Source organism: Azospirillum sp. VT-I1, assembly GCF_055698305.1.
In genome coordinates this window covers 58,778-78,390 of the sequence record NZ_CP168805.1, presented here as the reverse complement: position 1 = coordinate 78,390, position 19,613 = coordinate 58,778, and the positions used below count along the sequence as shown (strand labels likewise).

The window sequence follows — 19,613 nt, the reverse complement described above, 5'->3', positions numbered from 1 at the left end:
CGGGAGAGGGCGTTATAGTCGCCCCAATCTTCATACTCATCGCCAGTTGGATCCCCATGCCCGACCAGCCCATCGCCCCCCCGGTTTCCGCCGCCATCCGCGGACGCCTGCTCAGCTTCCATCGCGCGCCCGCCGGGCCGGGCGACCTCGATGCCGTGCGCTATCACGAGGACGGGCTGCTGCTGGTCGGGGCCGACGGGCGCATCCTGGAGGTCGGGGACTGGGCGGACCTGCGCGGCCGGGTGCCGGAGGGGGTGGCGGTCGACGACCACAGCGGCAAGCTGGTGCTGCCGGGCTTCATCGACACCCACATCCACTTCCCGCAGACCCAGGTCATCGCCTCCTACGGCACGCAGCTGCTCGACTGGCTGGAGAAATACACCTTCATCGAGGAGCAGCGCTTCGCCGACCCGGTCCATGCCGCCGCCAATGCCGCTTTCTTCATGGACGAGTTGCTGCGCAACGGCACGACCACGGCGGTGGTCTACGGCTCGGTCCATCCGCAATCGGTCGACGCCCTGTTCGCGGAGGCCGAAGCGCGCGGCGCCGGGCTGATCGCCGGCAAGGTGATGATGGACCGCCATGCCCCGCCGGCCCTGACCGACACGGCGGAGAGCAGCTACCGTGATGGCAAGGACCTGATCGGCCGCTGGCACGGGAAGGGGCGCCAGCGCTATGCCGTGACCCCGCGCTTCGCCATCACCTCGACCGAGGCGCAGTTGGAGGCGGCGGGCGCGCTGCTGCGCGAACATCCCGGCGTCCACATGCAGACCCACTTGTCGGAGAACACCGACGAGATCGCCGAGGTGCGCCGCCTCTTCCCCGGTGCCCGCGACTACACCGACGTCTACGACCGTTTCGGGTTGCTGGGTCCGACCTCGCTGTTCGGCCATTGCATCCACCTGTCGGAGGCGGAGATGGCCCGGCTGTCGGAGAGCGGGTCGGTCGCCGTCTTCTGCCCGACCAGCAACCTGTTCATCGGCAGCGGCCTGTTCGACCTCGACGCCCTGTCGAAGCCGGAGCGGCCGGTGCGCACGGCCATCGCCACCGATGTCGGCGGCGGCACCAGCTATTCCATGCTCCGCACCGCGGCGGAGGCATACAAGGTGCTGCAGCTGCGGCGCCAGAACCTGCCAGCGCTGTCGGCCCTGCACTGGATGACCCGCGGCAATGCCGAGGCGCTGGGCATGGCCGACGAGATCGGCAGCCTGGAGCCCGGCCGCTGGGCCGATCTGGTCGTGCTCGATCCCACCGCCACGCCGGCTATGCGACATCGCATGAAGGCGGTGGACGGCGACCTGGAGGAGGAGCTGTTCATCCAGGTGACGCTGGGCGACGACCGGTCGGTGGCCGCCACCTACCTGCGCGGCCGGAATTCGCACCTGCGGCAATCGGGCGCTTGACCCAAGCCCCTAGTCCCTGTAGGACTTCCGCCGTCATTGGGGAGTAGCCACCCGCCGGCGATTGGACCGGGCGGGGTTCGCGTCAACAGACTTGGATGGTTCCGGCCTCCGGCCGTTACCGCCATGGCGCGCACGGCGACCAGAGGGTCGACCCGGCGAGACCAGTGGATCGGGCATCTCCGCGGCCAGCCGGAGTCCGTCCGATTCCACTGAGTTGTCTGGCCCGGGAATAGCCATGATCGCCACGTCCCTTGCGCTCGCCTTCAGCCTTTCGATGGACAGCTTCGCCGCGGCGCTCGGCCGCGGAGCCTGTTCGCGCCGTGCCGGCCTGCCGGAGGCGGTGCGCGTGGGTGCGGCCTTCGGCGTCTGCCAGTTCGCCATGCCGCTGGTCGGCTGGGGCGTCGGCATCGCCTTCGCCAGCCTTGTCGAGTCGGTGGATCATTGGATCGCCTTTGGCCTGCTGCTGGCCGTCGGCGGCGCCATGCTGCGCAACGCCATCATGAACGGCGAGGATCAGGGCGAGGAAGATTGCGGCCCGGTGCGCAGCGCGCGCTCCGAATGGCTGGCGCTGCTGACCACCGCCGTCGCCACCAGCATCGACGCCGCCGCCGTGGGCGCGGGTCTGGCGCTGGTCGACGTGGACATGGTGACGACCTCGGCCCTGATCGGTGCGGTGACCTTCGCGGTGGCTTTCGGCGGCGTGCTGATCGGGCGCGCGGCCGGCGCGCATCTGGGCCGCTGGGCGGAGATGGCCGGCGGCGTGGTGCTGATCGGGCTGGGGGCCAAGATCCTGCTGGAGCACACGATGGGGTGAGGTGCCGCGACCGACGGTTCATGCGGACCTCCGCCATGGCCCAAGCACCGACCGACCTCCTGCCACGATGTCTTCAGCCATGAACGCGGATCCGACCGTCACCATCCTCTGGAACGAGGGCACCGTGGGCGAGTGGGGCCGGCATTACGCCGCGATCCCACGCTCGACGCTGCCACAGTGCTTCGGCTATGCGAGCGCGATGGCGAAGACGCACGGCTATGTCCCGCGCCTGGGCCTGATTCACAAGGACGGTCAGCCGATCGGGCTGGTGCAGGTGTTGCAGCGCCGTGCGCTGAAGCTGTTCCGCCAGACCCACATCCATCGCGGACCCTTGTGGTTCGGCGAGACGCCGACCCCGGAGGTCGTCGAGGCCGCGTTTGGCCTGCTGCGGCGCGAATACCCCGACCATGTGTTCAGCCGCGTCAGCTTCCTGCCCGAATTGCCGGCCTCGCCGGAAATGGCGGGGGTGATGGAGCGTTGCGGCTTCCGCCGCATCGGCCCCAATTACCGGACGGTCTGGATCGACCTGACGCCGAAGCCGGAGGCGATCCGCGCCCGCTTCTCGCCCTCATGGCGCCAGAGGCTGCGCGCCGCGGAGGGCGCCGGCCTCGTCCTCGACGTCGATCCGGCGGCGCAGAACCTGCCCTGGCTGGTGCGCCAGGACCAGAAGCAGGCGCAGACCAAGGGATACCGCAGCGCCTCGGGTCCGCTGATCGTCCGGCTGCGCAATGCAATGCACAAGGCCGGCGGCGTGCTGATGATCACGGCACTTGCCGGCAAGGAGCCGGCGGCGGCGGCCCTGCTGTTCATCCATGGGCAGGCAGCGACCTACCAGATCGGCTGGTCGAGCGAGGCGGGACGCAAGAGCAACGCCATGCGGCTGGTGCTGTGGCGAGCCATCGCCGAGTTGAAGACGCGCGGAGTCACCATGCTCGACCTGGGCGGCATCAACCCGAACGACGCGCCGGGCGTCACCGAATTCAAGCTCGGCCTCGGCGGGGAAGCGGTCGAGACGGTCGGCCTGTTCCGCTGACGCCGCCTCCTATTCTGCCAGCGTCATTCCCATTTCCCAGAAATCCGCCTCCAGCCGGCAGGCCTGCCGGAACACCGTCAACAGACGGGGGAAGCGCGCCTCCGTCATCCCGTCTGCGGCCAGCCGGTCCAGAGTCTCCCGCGCCGCCCGCGCCACCTCCTGATAGGCATCGCCGGCATATTCGGCGATCCAGACGCGGTAGGGGTTGGCGTCGTCCAGCGCACCGGGCAGCGCGGCCAGCCGGCGGCCGATCTCGGCATAGCCGATGACGCAGGGGCTGAGCGCCACATGCAGGTCCAGCAGGTCGCCGCGCAGGCCGGTTTCCAGCACATAGCGGGTGTAGGCCATGGTCGCCTTGGCCTCCGCCGCCTGCTCCAGCTCGGCGGCGGACAGGCCCCAGCCGGCGCACAGGCCGACATGCAGGTCCATCTCCACGTCCAGGATCGCCTTCAGCCCGTTCAGCGACGCCCGCATCTCGCGCAGGTCGCGGCCCTTGTAGACGGCGAGCGCATAGGCGCGGGCGAAATGGATCAGGAACCGGTAATCCTGCACCAGATAATGGCGGAAACACGCCTGCGGCAGCGTACCGTCGCCCATCCCGCGCACGAAGGCGTGGTCGACATAGGCCGACCAGTCCGGCCGCGCACCGGCGACGAGCCGGTCGAACAGGTCGGGGCGGGAAGCGGGGGCGGGCGCGGTCATGGCTGCGGTCTCCGGTATCGCTGAGGCAGGCGGGCGCACACTCTATCGCCTATTCGCCCGTTTGCAGCAACGCGCCGCGCACGCGCGCCTGACGGAAGGCGTACAGGAACACCGCCACGCCGGCCGCCATGTAGAGCGCGTTCAGCCCGACCGCCCAGGCCAGATGGTCCCAGCGCAGCACGCCCTCGAAGACCAGCGCCCGCATGCCCTCGAACACATGGGCCGAGGGCAGGGCCAGCGCCACCGGCTGCAGCCAGACCGGCAGGACCGAGACCGGGTAATAGACGGCGCTGACCGGGGCCAGCATGAAGACGACGATCCAGGCCAGCCCTTCCGCACCCATGCCGTAGCGCAGGATCAGCGCGACGATCAGCAGCCCCAGCGACCAGCCCAGCACGATCAGGTTGGCGAAGAAGGCGGCCAGCGGCAGGCCCAGCGCGAAGACCGAATAGCCGAAGAAGGGGATCGCCAGCCCCGCCGCCGGCAGCACGCCGATCAGGGTGCGCAGCAGGCTCATGGTCATCAGCGCCGTCACCCATTCGCCGGGGCGCAGAGGGCTGACGAACAGATGGCCCAGGTTGCGCGACCACATCTCCTCCAGGAAGGAGATGGACACGCCGAGCTGGCCGCGGAACAGCACGTCCCACAGAAGCACCGCGCTGACCAGCACTCCGGCGCCCTGCGCCACCCAGCCGCTGCCGCCGCCGCTGCTCGAAGCCATGAACTGGTTGATGTAGCCCCACAGGATCATCTGCATGGTCGGCCAGTAGGCCAGCTCCAGGATGCGCGGCCACGACCCGCGCAGCAGATACCAGTAGCGCAGGACCATGGCGCCGACCCGGCGCAGCGAGAAGTCGGCCCGTGGGATCGGGTGGGGCGTCGTCGCCTCATTCGGCCGCATCGGCGGTCTCCCCGGCCAGGATCGAGCCGTCCGACGCGCGGGCGATGTCCAGGAACACCTCTTCCAGCGTCTGGCGGCCATAGCGGGCGAGCAGGGCGGACGGGGCGCCTCGGTCGACGATCCGGCCCTGCCGCATCATCAGCACGCCGTCGCACAGCCGCTCCACCTCCAGCATGTTGTGGGAGGCGAGCAGGATGGTGGCGCCGGTGCGGGCGCGGTAGCGCTCCAGATATGTCCGGATCCAGTCGGCGGTGTCGGGGTCGAGCGAGGCGGTCGGCTCGTCCAGCAGCAGAAGCTCCGGGTCGTTCAGCAGCGCCTTGGCCAATGCGACGCGGGTTTTCTGCCCCGCCGACAGCCCGCCGGACGGGCGATCGAGAAAACGCGTCAGGTCAAGATGCTCGGACAATTCTTGGACGCGCTTTTTGACGCATGTCAAACCGTAGAGGTGGGCATAGACGGTAAGGTTCTCCCGCACCGTCAGCCGATGGGGCAGCTCGACGTAGGGAGAGGAGAAGTTCATGCGCGGAAGCACGGCATGCCGATGGCGCGCCATGTCGACGCCCAGGATCTCCACCGTCCCGGCCGTCGGCAGCAAAAGCCCCAGCAGCATCGAGATGGTCGTCGTCTTGCCGGCGCCGTTGCCGCCCAGAAGGCCGGTCACGCTGCCGCGCGGGACGGTGAAGCCGATGGCGTCGACCGCCGTCACCTGCCCGCCGTCGGGCGTGGGAAAGCGCTTGGTCAGCCCGACCGCCCGGATGGCGGGGATGGCGGCCGGCTGCTGTGGGATGGTTCGCTCGGTCATGGGCACAGAATATGGCGGCAGGCGCCGCAACCGCCAGGGGCATGCCGCCCGGGGACGTGGATCATGGTGACGCTCGCCAGCGTGTTGTCCGCACCGGTTCCTTCCGCGGCCCCGCCGCAATGGTCGCAGCCCGACGGCCGCATCACCCTGCGCACGCTGATCCTGATCCGCTGGGTCGCGGTGATCGGGCAGCTGGCCGCGGTCGGCTTCGTCAGCCTGGGCCTGGGCTTTCCGCTGCCGCTGGGGCCGGTCCTTGCCGCCATCAGCGCGTCGGCCCTGCTGAACGTGGTGGCGATGGCACAGCAGGGCGGCCGGCTGCGGCTGGCCGACCGCGACGCCGCGCTGTATCTCAGCTACGACATGCTGCAGCTGACGCTGCTGCTCTATCTGACCGGCGGTCTGAGCAACCCCTTCGCCATCCTGCTGCTGGCGCCGATGACGGTGGGTGCCGCCATCCTGTCGCGCTACAGCACGGTGCTGCTGACCGGGCTGAACCTGATCTGCCTGACCGCGCTCGCCCTCTGGCACTTCCCGCTGCCGTGGGAGGAGCCGGTGCGCTCCATGGCGCCGCTCTACGCCTTCGGCGTCTGGCTGTCGCTGTCGGTGTCGTCGGTCTTCATCGCCGGCTATGTCTTCCGCGTCGCCGCCGAGGCGCGGCGCTTCGCCGACGCGCTCGCCGCCTCTCAGGTGGCGCTCGCCCGCGAACAGCGCCTGGGCGCGCTCGGCGCGCTCGCCGCCGCCGCCGCGCATGAACTCGGCTCGCCGCTCGGCACCATCGCCGTGGTGGCGAAGGAGCTGGCGCGCGACCTGCCGCCCGACAGCCCCTATGGCGAGGATGTCGAGCTTCTGCAGAGCCAGGTGATGCGCTGCCGCGAAATCCTGGCCGATCTGGCGCGCAAGCCCGAGGCCGACGGCGGCGACCCGTTCGAACGGCTGCCGCTGACCACGCTGATCGAGGCCGCCGCGGCACCCCATCGTCTCGGACACATCGACTTTGTCGTGGAACCGCATCCGGTCGGCGAGGCGGAGGAGCCCTTCCTGCGCCGCAGCCCGGAGATCATCCACGGCATCGGCAACTTCATCCAGAACGCCCACCAGTTCGCCCGCCACAAGGTGACGGTCGCTGCCGCCTGGGACGGCCGCGGCGTCACCATCACGGTGATGGACGACGGTCCGGGCTTCCCGCCCCATCTGCTCGGCCGCATCGGCGAGCCGTACCTGTCCGTGCGCGGCGAGCGCTCCGGCCCCAAGGGGCAGACGGGCGGCGGGCATATGGGCCTGGGCATCTTCATCGCGCAGACGCTGCTGGAGAAGACTGGTGCGACGGTGCGCTATGCCAACAACCCGCCGGCCGGCACACCGCCCGCCGACCAGACCGCCGGCGGACATTCGACGCAGGGCGGCACCGGCGCGCGGATTTCCGTGCGCTGGAAGACCATCAACGCCAAGAAATGAGGTTTCACGGTGGACACCCTCAAAACAACCGATGACCTGCTGTCGGGCGATGCCGTCAAACTGACATTCACTGGCGACGTCACCCGCAGCCTCCTGATCGTCGACGACGACGCCCCCTTCCGCACGCGGTTGGCCCGCGCCATGGAGAAGCGCGGCTTCAACGTCGTCGCGGTCGATTGCGTGCAGCTCGGCATCGAGGTGGCGCAGGAATCCGCACCCGCCTTCGCGGTGGTCGACCTGCGGCTGGGCGACGGCAACGGGCTGGACGTGGTGTCGGCCCTGCGCGACGCCCGCCCCGACGCCCGCGTCGTCATGCTGACCGGCTACGGCAACATCGCCACCGCCGTGGCGGCGGTGAAGGCCGGCGCGGTGGACTATCTGCCCAAGCCCGCCGATGCCGACGCCGTCGAGTCGGCACTGCTGGCCGACGGCCGCCCGCTGCCCCAGCCGCCGGAAAACCCGATGTCGGCCGACCGCGTGCGGTGGGAGCATATTCAGCGCGTCTTCGAACAGTGCGACCGCAACGTCTCGGAGACGGCGCGCCGCCTGAAGATGCACCGCCGCACCCTGCAGCGCATCCTGAACAAGCACGCCCCGCGCGCCTGAGCGCCGAAGACGGCGGCGGACATGCGAACGGCCCGCCAGGAATGGCGGGCCGTTTCGGCATGTCCGGCGACTGCTCCGGCAACTGCCCGCCTCAGGCGGTGCGGTCTTCCGTGCGGCAGGTCTTGATGCCCAGCAACGTGTAGGCCGGGCAGAAGCCGGCGACCGCGGTCAGCAGCGGCACCAGCCCGACCAGTCCCCACAGGGTCTGCGGCCCGACGACGGTCAGCGAAATCAGGATCAGTCCGACGATGGCGCGCAGCGCGCGATCGACCGGACCCATGTTGCGGCAATTCATGACGGCACCTGTCGTGTATTTGCGGTGATGTCCACCGCTCTACGCCTGGGCCATCCTGCCGTCTGTGATGAAATCACACTTGGAAACGCAGTCCCGGTCGGACCATGGGCCAGACGGCGAAGCCGGCCCCTCTTCAAGAAACTGGATCATCCGCCGTTCGATCCGCAGCAGCACTTCGCGGGCAGGCAGATTGTGGCATTCGCGGCTGTGGTTGCGGATTTGTCGGATCGCGCAGACGGTGGGGGTATCGTGACGGCACGGCATGGCGCAAACCTCCGTCCAAAGAATGACTGAGTCTATCCCATTTTTCATATCCCTTACAGCCGTAAAATTCGTATGCGTAGCGTTGAAAACTAGAACTTAGGTAATAGTCACGACCCTGCCAGCGCCGCCAACGCCGTAGGGTCGAGAAGCTGAACCCGGCCGCGCGACAGGGCGACGAACCCGCGGCGTTCGAACTCCTTCAACTGGCGACTCACCACCTCCCGCGCGGTGCCCAGCTCCACGGCAAGGGCCTGATGGGTGGTGTCCAGCCCGCCGGCGCCGTCGCGGCGCTCGGTGAGGAACCGTGCGAGGCGCAGGTCGACGCGGCCGAAGGCGACCTCCTCGACCAGCATCATCATCCCGGTCAGCCGGTTGCCGAAGGAGGCGAAGACGAAATTCCGGAAGGCGGCGGAGCGGGCCACCAGATCGTGAAAGGGCCCGGCCGCCAGCGCCACCGCATCGATGTCGGTCTCCGCCACCGCTTCGGCGCTGTAGGGATTGTCGGTCAGCAGGCAGGCGGTGGTGACGATGCAGGTCTCCCCGCGGGAGACGCGGTACAGCACGATCTCGCGCCCGGTCTCCGACGCCATCTGCACGCGGACGGCGCCGTCCAGCACCATCATGAAGGTGTGACAACGGTCGCCGGCACGGAACAGCACGGTTCCGCGGGGAACGTTCACCCGCCGGCCGGCGTTGCCGAGAAAGGCCGCCGCGTCCGCTTCGAGATCGGACAATATCGGGAAGAGCGCGGGGATCGCCGCCGCCCAGCCGGCCCGCTCGCCGGCCCGTTCGTTCGTCATGGAACCTGTCCTTCCGGGTAACCCCCATTATCACCCCTCCTGCCCCCGCGGTCCATACCGCACTGCAACAGGGTCAGGAAGGCTACCCACTGCGCGCCCATTGCTCGCCGCATGCACTGGATGGCCGATGCAACGGCTGGACTAACACTGCGTTTCAGCCAATCGGACGAACCGCCGAGCCTGCCGGCCGGACAGCAGCCGCTGTCCGAAACGGCGGATCGGGCAAACGGACGGTCCTATGGCCGCGCTTTTGGTCGTTACGCGAGGAGGACCCCTTGGCCACCCAGGAACTTCAGGAACAACCCCGACGCAATACCCCTGAGTCTCGGCGGGGCCACGGTTCCGTCTCCCCCGGGATCTCCTACGATCTGTCGGCGAGTGCCGCCAGCGCGGTGCGGCGGACCACCGGTCTCCTGCGGCGGCACAAGCTGCTGATCGGCACGGTGATCGTGATCGGCACCGGACTGGCGGTCCTCGCCGCCTTCCGGATGACGCCGCTCTACACGGCCGAGACCCTGATCATGGTCGAGCACCGCAAGAACACCGTCCTCAATTTCGAGGGCGTGGTGTCCGACATGACCCCCGACATCAGCGCCCTGCAGAGCGAGGTGGCGATCCTGAAGTCGCCGGCCTTCGCAGAGAAGGTGGTGGCGAAGCTGAAGCTGATGAACGATCCGGAATTCAACGCCTCGCTGCGGCCGCCGCCTCCCGGATGGGTGGCTGCGCTGAACCCGCGCAACTGGATTCCCGACAGCTGGAAGCAGTCCGGCAGCGTGCCGCTGTCGCCCGAGGAGATTGAGCGCAACCATCTGACCTCGGTGGTGAACGCGGTGCTCGACAACACGTCGGTCCGGCCGCAGGGCCGCTCCTACGTCATCGCCGTCAGCTTCGACAGCGAGGACCCGCGCAAGGCCTCCCTGATCGCCAACACCATGGCCGACCTCTATCTGGTCGACCAGCTGGACGAGAAGTTCAAGGCGTCCAAGCGCGCCACCCAATGGCTGGAGGAACGGCTGGCCGACCTGCGGCGGGAAGCGCAGACCACCGGCGATGCGGTGGAGAAGTACCGGACCCAGCATGGCCTGACCACCTCGTCGGTCAACGAGAGCACCGTGGTCGGCCAGCAGCTGAGCCAGCTGAACGCCGACTACATCCTGGCCCGCACCAAGCGGCAGGAGGCGGAGACCAAGCTGCGCGACGTCACCGCCATGGCCAACTCGCCGCGCGGCGCCTCGGCGGTCGGCGACGTGCTGGGATCTCCGCTGATCCAGGCCCTGCGCGAGCGCGAGGTCGATTTGCAGCGCCAGATCGCCGACGCCACCAACCGCTACGGCAACAGGCACCCGATGCTGCAGGCCCTGCAGAGCCAGCTGCGCGACCTGCAAGGCCAGATCAAGGCCGACGTCGGCAAGATCGTCTCCAACCTCAGCAACGAGGTGGAACTGGCGAAGGGCCGCGAGCAGGCGCTGAAGACCAGCCTGGACCAGGCCGAGGCCAAGCAGAACGAGCAGCAGCAGGCGACCGTCGGCCTGCGCACCCTGGAACGCGACGCCACCACCGCCCAGTCGATGTACGAGGCGCTGCTGACCCGCTCGCAGCAGATCGCCGCGCAGACCGACATGCGCCAGCCCGACGCCCGCGTGGTGTCGGAGGCGTCCATCCCGCTCGACCCGTCGCAGCCCAACCGCAAGCTGATCGTGCTGCTGGCGCTGGTGGCGTCGGGCACGCTGGGCGTGCTGCTGGCCATGCTGCGCGAACGGGCGGACGGCGGTTTCCGCAGCCCGCACCAGTTCGAGACGGCGACCGGCGTCCGCAGCCTGGGCATCGTGCCGCGCATCCCGCGCTTCGGCGGTTCGCCCGCCAGCTATGTGGTCGACAAGCCGATCTCCGCCTTCGCGGAATCGATGCAGAACCTGCGCACCTCGCTGCTGCTCGCCAATCCCGACGGGCGGCACCGGGTGATCCTGTTCAGCTCCTCCGTCCCGGGCGAAGGCAAAAGCTCGGTCGCCGCGGCCTTCGCCCGCACCTGCGCCAATGCCGGCCAGCGGACCATCCTGGTCGACTGCGACCTGCGGCGGAAGAGCCTGCACGAGATGCTGGGCATGGCCAACGACCGCGGCCTGTCGGAGGTTCTGGCCGGCACCGCGGCGCTTGAGGACGTCATCCAGGTCGATCCGCGCACCGGCCTGCACGTCATCTCCGCCGGCCATGGCCGGACGCTGCCGCAGGACATCCTGGGCTCGTCGGGCATGCACCAGCTGCTGTCGCGCCTGTCGGTCAACTACGACCGCGTGGTGCTGGATTCGCCGCCGGTCCTGGCGGTGTCGGAGGGCAAGCTGCTGGCGGCCCTCGCCGACCAGACCGTCTTCATCGTCCGCTGGGGACTGACCAAGCGCGGCACCGCCATGGCCGGATTGAAGGAGGTGGTCGAAGCCGGCGGCGAGGTGGTCGGCGTCCTGTTCAGTCAGGTCGATACCCGGCGCCATGCCCAGTACGAGTTCCCCGACAGCGGCCGGTATCACGGCTACCGCCGCTACTACGCGAACTGAGGATGGCTCCCCTCTCCCGCCCCACAGGGCGGGAGAGGCCTTTCTGCCCCCGTGCATCGACGATTTCTTCCACCACAGAAGAGCCTGTGAATGTCCGCTGGCCACCGCATCTTCCGGAACATCCGCGCCCTTGCCGCCGCCAAGGCGGCGACGATGGCGAGCGGGCTGGTCACCGCCGCCTGGACCGCGCGGGTGCTGGGACCGGACAGCTTCGGCGTGCTGGGGTTCGGCACCTCGCTGATGGCCTATGCGGCGCTGTTCGTGAACATGGGCCTGTCCACCTACGCCATCCGCGAGATCGCGCGCGACCGCGACCAGGCGGCGGAGCTGTCGGAACATGTGCTGACGCTGCGCACCGTCCTCGCCCTGTTGGTGGGAGCCGTCTATGCAGTCTTCATCCTGTCTTTGGACAAGCCGATGGAGGTGAAGGCGGTTCTTCTGGTGCAGGCGGTCCAGCTGCTGGGGAACGCCCTGGTGCTCGACTTTGTTTACCAGGCGACCGAGAAGATGGGGGTGATCGCCACGCGGGAGATCGGGACCTCGATCGGCTCCATGCTTCTGGTCTTCCTCCTGGTGCGTGGTCCTGAGGACGCCATCACCGCGGCCGCCATCACCGGCGGATCCATCACCGTCAACGCGCTGATCATGATCGGCCGGTTCCGCCGCGATTTCGGCAGGCTGCGCCCGAGGATCGACCTGAAGGTGTGGCGCGAGATCCTGACGGCGGCGACGCCGATGGCGGTCGGCGTGTTCGCCTGGGCGATCTTCACCCATCTGGACGTGGTGATGCTGGGCTTCCTGGCTCCGCACACCGAGGTCGGCTGGTACAGCGCGGCGGTGAAGATCCAGACCCTGGCCAATCTGGTCGGCAACATCGTCATGAACGCCTTCCTGCCGCAATTGGCCGCCTCTTATGGCGAGATCGGGCCGATGCGCGACCGGATGCGGGCCTATGCCGGTGTCATGCTGGCGGTCGGCGGACTGGTCATAGCCGGCGGCTTCGCCCTGGCGCCTGTCATCCTGGGCACGCTGTTCGGCGACGCCTACGCCCCGGCGACGCTGGCGCTGCGGCTGCTGATGCTGGCCTCGGCGGTGGTCTACGCCAACATGATCCTGGGCAACCCGCTGCTCGTCTGGCACCGGCAGACCGGCTACATGATCGCCATGCTGTCGGGCGGCGCGCTGAACGCCCTGCTGAACATCTGGTGGATTCCCCGCTACGGCATCGAGGGCGCCGCCATGGCGACCTTCACCGCGGAGCTGGCCGCCACCGTCGCCATCGCCTGGATTCACCGGCAGGCGGTGGGCGAGCTGTATGTCGGGATCACATTGCGGGCGATGCTGTGCGCCGGCGCGGCCATCGGCGCGGCCTTCGCCCTGGCCCATGTCGGTGCACCGTTCTTCGACCGCATGCCGGCGCTGGTGCATTTCGTCGCCGGCAGCGTGGCGATGGTTGCGGTCTATGCCCTGTTCGCCGTCCTGACCGGTCTGGTGCGCCCGAAAAGGCTGCGCCGGCTGACGAGCGCCACGGCATGAGGAGAGCGATCCACGACCGCCCCGGCGATGGCGCCCGACAATTTTGCAATGCCGGCCTTCGGATTCTGTTTATGGGAGCAAAATGCACCCATTGCACCACTTTCGAACGTCTCTGTTGGTCCCTCCAAGCATTCATTTGGCCCCGGCGGGGGTTAGTACCATTAATACGGCCGTGAGTAGCAATCATGGTCTTTTCATCGGACGGCGATTTCTGAAACACTTCGCGCTGCACAACGCCGGTAACGAGGTACTTCATCGTCACGGCGAAGTCACAACAAGAAAACAATTTCGAATTTCGAGGTTTCTCCGTCTGCATCCTTGGCAACAGGGCAGGGCAGCCGGGGCGTCTCCAAACTCTCGGCAACCCGCCTCCGGTGGCGGGGCCTCAGCAAACGGCAGGAGCGACGATGCTTCCCAAGACTTTTTCCGATCGTAACGTCTGCGTCCTCGGGCTCGGCTATGTCGGCCTGACGCTGGCGGTGGCGATGGCGGACGCCGGCTTCCAGGTGCATGGAGTCGAGGTGCGGCAGGACGTGCTCGACAAGCTCGGCCAGGGCAACCCGCATTTCCACGAGCCCGGCCTGACGGAGAAGCTGCGCCACGTCATCGCACGCGGCCGCTTCACCTTCAGCCGCAACCAGCAGGATTGCAGCCAGGCCAGCGTCTTCATCATCACGGTCGGCACGCCGCTGAGCAAGGACGGCCGGGTCCGCACCGACATGATCGAGGCGGCCACCCGTCAGGTCGCCAGCTGTCTGCATGACGGCGATCTGGTCATCCTGCGCTCCACCGTGAAGCTGGGCACCACCCGCAACATCGTGGCGCCGATCCTGCGCGCCACCGGCAAGCAGTTCGACATCGCCTTCTGCCCGGAACGCACGCTGGAAGGGCAGGCGCTGCTGGAGCTGAACCAGCTGCCGCAGATCATCGGGGCGGAGAGCCTGGACGTCGCCACCCGCGCCGCCCAGATCTTCGGCTTCCTGACGCCGACCACCGTCAAGGTCTCCACGCTGGAGACGGCGGAACTCATCAAGCTGGTCGACAACACCTACCGCGACGTCACCTTCGCCTTCTCCAACGAGATCGCCAAGCTGTGCAACGCCATGGAGATCTCGGCGGTCGAGGTGGCGCGCGCCGGCAAGCTGGGCTATCCGCGCACCAACCTGCCGCTGCCCGGCCCGGTCGGCGGCCCCTGCCTGGAGAAGGACCCCCACATCCTGATCGAGGCGGCGCGCGAGGTCGGGGTGGACATGGCCATCACCGCCGCCGGCCGTCTGGTCAACGAAAGCCAGCCGGTCGAGGTCGCCGACTTCCTCGGCAAGCTCGCCCGGTCGATGCAGGGCTTCCCGGAGGCGCCGACGATCAGCCTGATGGGCCTTGCCTTCAAGGGCCGGCCGGCGACCGACGACCTGCGCGGCAGCATGGCCAAGCCGGTGCTGGAGGAGCTGCGCCAGCGCTTCCCCACCGCCCGCCTGCGCGGCTTCGACGCGGTGGTGCGGCCGGACGACATCCGCTCCTTCGGGCTGGAGCCGGCGGCCAACATGACCGAGGCGGTATCCGGCGCCAATCTGGCGGTGATCCTGAACAACCACCCGGTCTTCACCTCCATGCCGCTGCCGGATCTGGCGCAGCGGATGGACCGGCCGGGCGTGATCTACGACTTCTGGAACAACTTCAACAGCCGCGATGTCGACCTGCCGGACGGCACCGCCTACGTGGCGCTCGGCAGCCATGGCGCCGCCCGCTACGCGCATGTGGCCTGACCGCATCCGGGCCGGAAGAGGAATCGAACCGACATGAAACATTATCTCGTCACCGGCGGCAGCGGCTTCATCGGCGCCGCCCTGGTCCAGCGGCTGGTCCGCGACGGCCACCGCGTCCGCGTGCTGGACGACAACTCGCGCGGGCATACCGGGCGGCTGGCCGGCGTGCTGGACGACGTCGAGTTCGTCCAGGGCGACATCCGCGACCCGGCCGCCGTGCGCGGGGCGGTTCGGGGTGTCGACGGCGTGCTGCATCTGGCCGCCGTCAACGGCACCAAGCATTTCTACGAGAAGCCGGAGGTGGTGTTGGACGTCGGCGTGCGCGGCATGCTGAACGTGCTGGACGCCTGCCGCGCCGACGGGGTGGGCGACCTCGTCGTCGCCTCCTCGTCGGAAGCCTACCAGACCCCGCCGGTGGTGCCGACGCCGGAGGACGTGCCGCTGGTGGTGCCGGACGTGCTGAACGCCCGCTACAGCTACGGCGGCTCCAAGCTGATCTCGGAGCTGCTGGCGGTCAACTGGGGCCGCAGCGGCTTCGACCGCGTGGCGATCTTCCGTCCGCACAACGTCTACGGCCCCGACATGGGCTGGGAGCATGTGGTGCCGGAATTCTCTCGCCGCGCGGTGGAGGCCATCGCCTCCCACCCCAGCGGGCCGGTTCCCTTCCAGATCCAGGGCGACGGCCGCCAGACCCGCGCCTTCGTCCACATCGACGACGCCATCGACGGCATCGTGACGGTGGTCGAGAAGGGCGAGCATCTCGGCATCTACCATGTCGGCAACCCGGAGGAGGTCACCATCGCCGACCTCGCCCGCCAGACGGTGTCCTGCCTCGGCCGCGAAGCCCAGGTGATGCCCGGCCCGGCGGCCCCCGGCGGCACCGACCGCCGCAGCCCGGACATCGCCAAGCTGACCGCGCTGGGCTTCACCCCGCGCATCCCGCTCTCCGCCGGCCTGCCGGGCGTGGTGCAGTGGTACGCCGAGCGTGCGCGGGCGGAGTTGGGGCGCATGGGGCAGGCGGCGGAGTAGGGCGTCGATTGGGGGGTAGACCCCCACCCTAACCCTCCCCCGCTGGGCGGGGAGGGGACTGCCGCCGCTCCGCCGAACAAGCACTTACTCCCTCCCCGCCCAGCGGGGAGGGTCGGGGTGGGGGCAATCGGCGGCAAGTGCTCGCACAAGATCTTAAGGAGACGGCCCGCATGGACCGCAACAGCCGTATCTTCGTCGCCGGCCACCGGGGACTCGTCGGATCCGCCATTCTACGGCAGCTGACGGAGGCCGGACACACCGACCTCGTGATCCGCGACCGGTCGCAGCTCGACCTGACCGACCAGGCGGCGGTGCGCGCCTTCTTCGACCGCGAGGGGATCGAGCATGTGATCCTGGCCGCGGCGAAGGTGGGCGGCATCCTCGCCAACGACCGCTTCGGCGGCGACTTCATCCGCGACAACCTGCTGATCCAGTCCAACGTCATCGACGCCGCATGGCGCGCCGGCGTGAAGAAGCTGCTGTTCCTCGGCTCCTCCTGCCTCTACCCGAAGCATGCCGAGCAGCCGATCAAGGAGGAGGCGCTGCTGTCCGGCCCGATGGAACCGAGCAACAAGCCCTATGCCGTCGCCAAGATCGCCGGCATCACCATGTGCCAGGCCTACCGGCGCCAGTACGGCTTCAACGCCATCTGCGCCATGCCGTCCAACCTCTACGGCCCCGGCGACCATTTCGATCCGGAGACCTCGCACGCCCTGCCGGGCATGATCCGCAGGTTCCACGACGCCAAGATGGCGGGCGACGCGACGGTGACGCTGTGGGGCACCGGCACGCCGCGGCGCGAGTTCCTCTATGTCGACGACATGGCGGACGCCTGCCTGCATCTGATGGACCATTACGACAGCGAGGAGATCATCAATGTCGGCCCCGGCGACGACATCGCCATCGCCGACCTCGCCGCACTGATCCGCGACACCGTCGGCTACACCGGCACGCTGACCCACGATCTGAGCAAGCCCGACGGCCATCCGCGCAAGCTGATGGACGTGTCGCGCCTGTTCGCCACCGGCTGGCGCCCCAAGGTGTCGCTGGAGGAGGGGCTGCGCCGCACCTACGACTGGTTCCTGGAGAATGCGGCTCCGGACCGTCGCCAAGCCCCGAAGCAGGCTGCGGAGTAAAGCCCGATGCCGGACGATTCCATCCATCTGCGGGAGCCGGTCACCGACCGGCCGTCCAGCTCGCTTTCCCTGTCGGATGTGCCCGTGCCGGAAGAGCTGCTGCTGGTGGCGCAGAGCTATTGGCCGGAGCCGGCCGGCAGCGCGCCGATGATGACCGACCTCGCCACCGCCTTCGCGGCGGCCGGGGCCGAAACGACCGTGCTGACCGCGCGGCCCAACTATCCCGGCAACAAGGTCTATGACGGCTACGCCGACGGGTCGCAGGACAGCAAGACGGTGGACGGGGTGCTGATCGAGCGCCTGCTGACCATCCCGCCGGCCGGCGGCGGCATGAAGGCCCGCCTGATCCACGAGGGCGTGCTGCATGCCGGCTTCGCCGCCGCACTCGCCCGCGGCCGGGTCGGGCGGCACGACGCGGTGCTGTCGCTCTGCCCGTCGATCCTGTCGGTGGCCGTCGCCGACCGCTTCACCACGCCGGGCGGCCGCCATGTCGCCATCGTCCACGACATCCAGTCCGGCCTTGCCGGCGCGCTCGGCATGGGCGGCAAGGCGGCGGTCAAGGCGATCCGCGCCATGGAGCGCACCGCGCTGAACCGTGCCGACGCCATCGTCGTCCTGTCGGAGCCGATGCGCGGCGTGCTGGAGGAGCTGGGCGTCACCAAGCCGATCCATGTGATCCCGCCCCATGTCGATGCCGACGCCGTCCATCCGCTGCCGCGCCCCGACCAGCCGCCGACGGCACTCTACAGCGGCGCCTTCGCCCGCAAGCAGGGGCTGGAGCAGGTGCTGGACATGGCGGGCCACCTGGCGGAGCTGATGCCGCAGGCTCGGGTCAAGCTGCGCGGGCAGGGCGGGCTGGAGGACGAACTGAAGTCGCGCGCCCGCGCCATGGGGCTCGGCAACGTGATCTTCCAGCCGCTGGCGCCCAAGGACCAGCTGAACGAGGCGATGGCGGAGGGCGACGTCCATCTCGTGCCCCAGCGGCCCGAGGGGGCGGCCTTCGCCATGCCCGGCAAGGCGGTGACCATCCTCGCCGCCGGCCGGCCCTTCGTCAGCACCTGCCTGCCGGGGTCGGCGCTCGCCACGCTGGAGGCGCAGGTCGGCGCCTTCCTGTGCACCCCGCCGGAGGAGCCGCGCGCGATGGCGGAGGCGGTGGCGGCCCTGCTGTCCGATCCCGCCCGCGCCACCGCGATGGGCCGCCGCGGCCGCGCCTGGGTGGAGGGCAATGCCACCCGCGCCGTGGCGCTCGACCGATACGCCCGCCTTCTGTTGGGAGAGGCAGCATGAAGAAGCCCGCACTGGTCTTCAGTTGGGAGATGTTCGGCCCCTACCACATGGACCGGCTGGAAGCGGTCGGACGCCGCCTGGGTCATGTCTACGACGTGATCGGGCTGGAGGTCGGGTCGAAATCGCACACCTACGCCTGGGATTCGACCGGAACGGGTCAGAATTTCCGCAAGATCACCCTGTTCCCCGGCCAGTCGAAGGCCGACCTGTCGAAGGCCGCGGTCTACCGCGCCCTGCTGCGCGAATGCCGGCGCGCCGACGCGCGCTTCGTCTTCCTGTGCCATTACGAGGATCCGGACGTCTTCGCGCTCGCCCTGACCATGCGGATGATGGGACGCAAGGTCATCAACATGAACGCGTCCAAGTACGACGACAAGCCGCGCATCCTGTGGCGGGAGATGGTCAAGAGCGTCTTCTACTCCCCCTATCAGGCGGGGATCGGCGGCAGCCACCGCACGGTGGATTACTTCCGTCTGCTGGGGCTGCCCAAGGACCGCCTCTATATCGGGTACGACACCCTGTCGCTGGACCGCATCCGGCGCCTGTCCGGGATGGAGCCGGCCCCGGGGGAGTACCTTTCGCCGACCGCCACTTCACCATCATCGCGCGCTTCGTCCCGAAGAAGAACTTGTTCCGGGCGGTCGAAGCCTACGACATTTACCGGCGGCTGGCCGGTCCGGCCGCCCGGCCGCTCCACCTCTGCGGGTCCGGTCCGCTGGAGGCGGATCTGCGGGCCGAGGTGACGCGGCGCGGGCTGGACGGATCGATCATCTTCCGCGGCTTCCTGCAGGAAAAGGGGATTGCCGAAACGCTGGGGTCCACGCTGTGCCTGCTGCTGCCGTCCTTGGAGGAGCAGTTCGGCCTGGTGGTGAACGAGGCGTTGGCCATGGGGGTTCCGACCATCCTGTCCGACCAGTGCGGCGCCCGCGACGTGCTGATCCGCAGCGGGCTGAACGGCCACATCGTGGAGCCCGACAACCCCGAGGGGCTGGCGCGCTACATGCTGTCGGTCGCGGGAGACGAAACGGAGTGGCGCCGCCTGAGCCTGAACGGGCGGCCCTTCCAGGCATTGGCCGATGCCAGCTTCTTCGCCCAGTCGGTGGAGAAGGCCGTGGTGGCGCTGGGCGGCCCGAAGGCGGAGCGCAGCGCGGACACGGAGTATGCGTCCGACTATTCCGCCGACCCGGAGGGTGGCCAGCATGGCCGGTCCGCCGGAGCGGCCCTGACCGGGAGTTGAC

At 68.9% G+C, this 19,613-nt stretch carries 18 protein-coding genes and 1 riboswitch; of the genes, 13 read left to right on the top strand and 5 right to left on the bottom strand.

The window, feature by feature from the left end:
* The first annotated feature begins 56 nt into the window (after positions 1 to 56).
* From guaD to AB8P05_RS26030, 3 genes are all read left to right on the top strand, one after another.
* Positions 57 to 1,403, top strand: coding sequence for a guanine deaminase (gene guaD / locus AB8P05_RS26040; protein ID WP_472761455.1), 1,347 nt, complete (start codon positions 57 to 59; stop codon positions 1,401 to 1,403).
* A 26-nt stretch (positions 1,404 to 1,429) separates the two neighbouring features.
* A riboswitch (yybP-ykoY riboswitch) is annotated at positions 1,430 to 1,556 on the top strand.
* An 82-nt stretch (positions 1,557 to 1,638) separates the two neighbouring features.
* Entirely contained in the window at positions 1,639 to 2,217 is a 579-nt protein-coding gene (locus AB8P05_RS26035) for a manganese efflux pump MntP (RefSeq protein ID WP_455175337.1), read from the top strand.
* 79 nt (positions 2,218 to 2,296) lie between these two features.
* Positions 2,297 to 3,250, top strand: coding sequence for a lipid II:glycine glycyltransferase FemX (locus tag AB8P05_RS26030; RefSeq protein WP_472761454.1), 954 nt, complete (start codon positions 2,297 to 2,299; stop codon positions 3,248 to 3,250).
* Between the two features lie 9 nt (positions 3,251 to 3,259).
* Here the strand turns inward: AB8P05_RS26030 and tenA are convergent, their stop codons facing one another.
* Genes tenA through AB8P05_RS26015 form a run of 3 tightly spaced genes read right to left on the bottom strand, consistent with a single transcriptional unit; the run spans position 3,260 to position 5,655 of the window.
* Positions 3,260 to 3,952 carry a thiaminase II gene (gene tenA / locus AB8P05_RS26025; protein WP_472761453.1) on the bottom strand — a complete coding sequence of 231 codons (693 nt, stop codon included), beginning with the start codon at positions 3,950 to 3,952 and terminating at the stop codon, positions 3,260 to 3,262.
* A 49-nt stretch (positions 3,953 to 4,001) separates the two neighbouring features.
* A complete protein-coding gene (locus AB8P05_RS26020; protein ID WP_472761452.1) occupies positions 4,002 to 4,853 on the bottom strand; it encodes an ABC transporter permease in 852 nt (283 codons plus the stop codon).
* A complete protein-coding gene (locus AB8P05_RS26015) occupies positions 4,840 to 5,655 on the bottom strand; it encodes an ABC transporter ATP-binding protein (protein WP_455175333.1) in 816 nt (271 codons plus the stop codon). Before AB8P05_RS26015 ends, AB8P05_RS26020 begins: the two co-directional genes overlap by 14 nt.
* A gap of 63 nt (positions 5,656 to 5,718) precedes the next feature.
* Here AB8P05_RS26015 and AB8P05_RS26010 point away from each other — a divergent pair, with 63 nt between their 5' ends.
* Positions 5,719 to 7,110, top strand: coding sequence for an ActS/PrrB/RegB family redox-sensitive histidine kinase (locus tag AB8P05_RS26010; protein ID WP_472761451.1), 1,392 nt, complete (start codon positions 5,719 to 5,721; stop codon positions 7,108 to 7,110).
* A gap of 36 nt (positions 7,111 to 7,146) precedes the next feature.
* A complete protein-coding gene (locus AB8P05_RS26005; protein WP_044553362.1) occupies positions 7,147 to 7,716 on the top strand; it encodes an ActR/PrrA/RegA family redox response regulator transcription factor in 570 nt (189 codons plus the stop codon).
* 91 nt (positions 7,717 to 7,807) lie between these two features.
* Here AB8P05_RS26005 and AB8P05_RS26000 read toward each other — a convergent pair whose 3' ends face one another.
* Together AB8P05_RS26000 and AB8P05_RS25995 are read right to left on the bottom strand one after the other, a co-directional pair.
* The gene (locus AB8P05_RS26000) at positions 7,808 to 7,996 is read right to left on the bottom strand and encodes a YgaP family membrane protein (protein WP_472761450.1); all 189 of its coding nucleotides are present in this window, start codon (positions 7,994 to 7,996) and stop codon (positions 7,808 to 7,810) included.
* 386 nt (positions 7,997 to 8,382) lie between these two features.
* Complete coding sequence (locus AB8P05_RS25995; RefSeq protein WP_472761449.1) at positions 8,383 to 9,075, bottom strand: Crp/Fnr family transcriptional regulator; 693 nt, start codon at positions 9,073 to 9,075, stop codon at positions 8,383 to 8,385.
* Positions 9,076 to 9,467: 392 nt separating this feature from the next.
* Here AB8P05_RS25995 and AB8P05_RS25990 point away from each other — a divergent pair, with 392 nt between their 5' ends.
* The 8 genes from AB8P05_RS25990 to AB8P05_RS25955 all read left to right on the top strand — a co-directional run bounded on the left by AB8P05_RS25990 (position 9,468) and on the right by AB8P05_RS25955 (position 19,612).
* Positions 9,468 to 11,624: a GumC family protein gene (locus AB8P05_RS25990; protein ID WP_455175329.1), complete on the top strand. Its 2,157-nt coding sequence runs from the start codon at positions 9,468 to 9,470 to the stop codon at positions 11,622 to 11,624.
* Positions 11,625 to 11,714: 90 nt separating this feature from the next.
* Positions 11,715 to 13,160, top strand: coding sequence for a flippase (locus tag AB8P05_RS25985; protein ID WP_472761448.1), 1,446 nt, complete (start codon positions 11,715 to 11,717; stop codon positions 13,158 to 13,160).
* A gap of 407 nt (positions 13,161 to 13,567) precedes the next feature.
* A complete protein-coding gene (locus AB8P05_RS25980; RefSeq protein WP_472761447.1) occupies positions 13,568 to 14,923 on the top strand; it encodes a nucleotide sugar dehydrogenase in 1,356 nt (451 codons plus the stop codon).
* 33 nt (positions 14,924 to 14,956) lie between these two features.
* Positions 14,957 to 15,952 (top strand): NAD-dependent epimerase/dehydratase family protein, encoded by a 996-nt coding sequence (locus AB8P05_RS25975; protein ID WP_472761446.1) that lies wholly within the window; start codon positions 14,957 to 14,959, stop codon positions 15,950 to 15,952.
* A gap of 170 nt (positions 15,953 to 16,122) precedes the next feature.
* Positions 16,123 to 17,088 carry a GDP-L-fucose synthase family protein gene (locus AB8P05_RS25970; RefSeq protein ID WP_472761445.1) on the top strand — a complete coding sequence of 322 codons (966 nt, stop codon included), beginning with the start codon at positions 16,123 to 16,125 and terminating at the stop codon, positions 17,086 to 17,088.
* A gap of 6 nt (positions 17,089 to 17,094) precedes the next feature.
* Positions 17,095 to 18,375, top strand: coding sequence for a glycosyltransferase family 4 protein (locus AB8P05_RS25965; protein ID WP_472761444.1), 1,281 nt, complete (start codon positions 17,095 to 17,097; stop codon positions 18,373 to 18,375).
* Positions 18,372 to 19,118 carry a hypothetical protein gene (locus AB8P05_RS25960; protein WP_472761443.1) on the top strand — a complete coding sequence of 249 codons (747 nt, stop codon included), beginning with the start codon at positions 18,372 to 18,374 and terminating at the stop codon, positions 19,116 to 19,118. Before AB8P05_RS25965 ends, AB8P05_RS25960 begins: the two co-directional genes overlap by 4 nt.
* Positions 19,004 to 19,612, top strand: a complete 609-nt coding sequence (locus AB8P05_RS25955) for a glycosyltransferase family 4 protein (protein ID WP_472761442.1) — start codon at positions 19,004 to 19,006, stop codon at positions 19,610 to 19,612. The genes AB8P05_RS25960 and AB8P05_RS25955 overlap by 115 nt, the downstream gene beginning before the upstream one ends.
* Position 19,613: the final 1 nt, after the last annotated feature.

Excerpts from the sequence above, each read along its gene's own strand:
- guaD (WP_472761455.1), top strand. The coding sequence starts at position 57 with ATGCCCGACCAGCCCATCGCCCCCCCGGTTTCCGCCGCCATCCGCGGA.
- AB8P05_RS26035 (WP_455175337.1), top strand. The coding sequence starts at position 1,639 with ATGATCGCCACGTCCCTTGCGCTCGCCTTCAGCCTTTCGATGGACAGC.
- AB8P05_RS26030 (WP_472761454.1), top strand. The coding sequence starts at position 2,297 with ATGAACGCGGATCCGACCGTCACCATCCTCTGGAACGAGGGCACCGTG.
- tenA (WP_472761453.1), bottom strand. The coding sequence starts at position 3,952 with ATGACCGCGCCCGCCCCCGCTTCCCGCCCCGACCTGTTCGACCGGCTC.
- AB8P05_RS26020 (WP_472761452.1), bottom strand. The coding sequence starts at position 4,853 with ATGCGGCCGAATGAGGCGACGACGCCCCACCCGATCCCACGGGCCGAC.
- AB8P05_RS26015 (WP_455175333.1), bottom strand. The coding sequence starts at position 5,655 with ATGACCGAGCGAACCATCCCACAGCAGCCGGCCGCCATCCCCGCCATC.
- AB8P05_RS26010 (WP_472761451.1), top strand. The coding sequence starts at position 5,719 with ATGGTGACGCTCGCCAGCGTGTTGTCCGCACCGGTTCCTTCCGCGGCC.
- AB8P05_RS26000 (WP_472761450.1), bottom strand. The coding sequence starts at position 7,996 with ATGGGTCCGGTCGATCGCGCGCTGCGCGCCATCGTCGGACTGATCCTG.
- AB8P05_RS25995 (WP_472761449.1), bottom strand. The coding sequence starts at position 9,075 with ATGACGAACGAACGGGCCGGCGAGCGGGCCGGCTGGGCGGCGGCGATC.
- AB8P05_RS25985 (WP_472761448.1), top strand. The coding sequence starts at position 11,715 with ATGTCCGCTGGCCACCGCATCTTCCGGAACATCCGCGCCCTTGCCGCC.
- AB8P05_RS25980 (WP_472761447.1), top strand. The coding sequence starts at position 13,568 with ATGCTTCCCAAGACTTTTTCCGATCGTAACGTCTGCGTCCTCGGGCTC.
- AB8P05_RS25975 (WP_472761446.1), top strand. The coding sequence starts at position 14,957 with ATGAAACATTATCTCGTCACCGGCGGCAGCGGCTTCATCGGCGCCGCC.
- AB8P05_RS25970 (WP_472761445.1), top strand. The coding sequence starts at position 16,123 with ATGGACCGCAACAGCCGTATCTTCGTCGCCGGCCACCGGGGACTCGTC.
- AB8P05_RS25965 (WP_472761444.1), top strand. The coding sequence starts at position 17,095 with ATGCCGGACGATTCCATCCATCTGCGGGAGCCGGTCACCGACCGGCCG.
- AB8P05_RS25960 (WP_472761443.1), top strand. The coding sequence starts at position 18,372 with ATGAAGAAGCCCGCACTGGTCTTCAGTTGGGAGATGTTCGGCCCCTAC.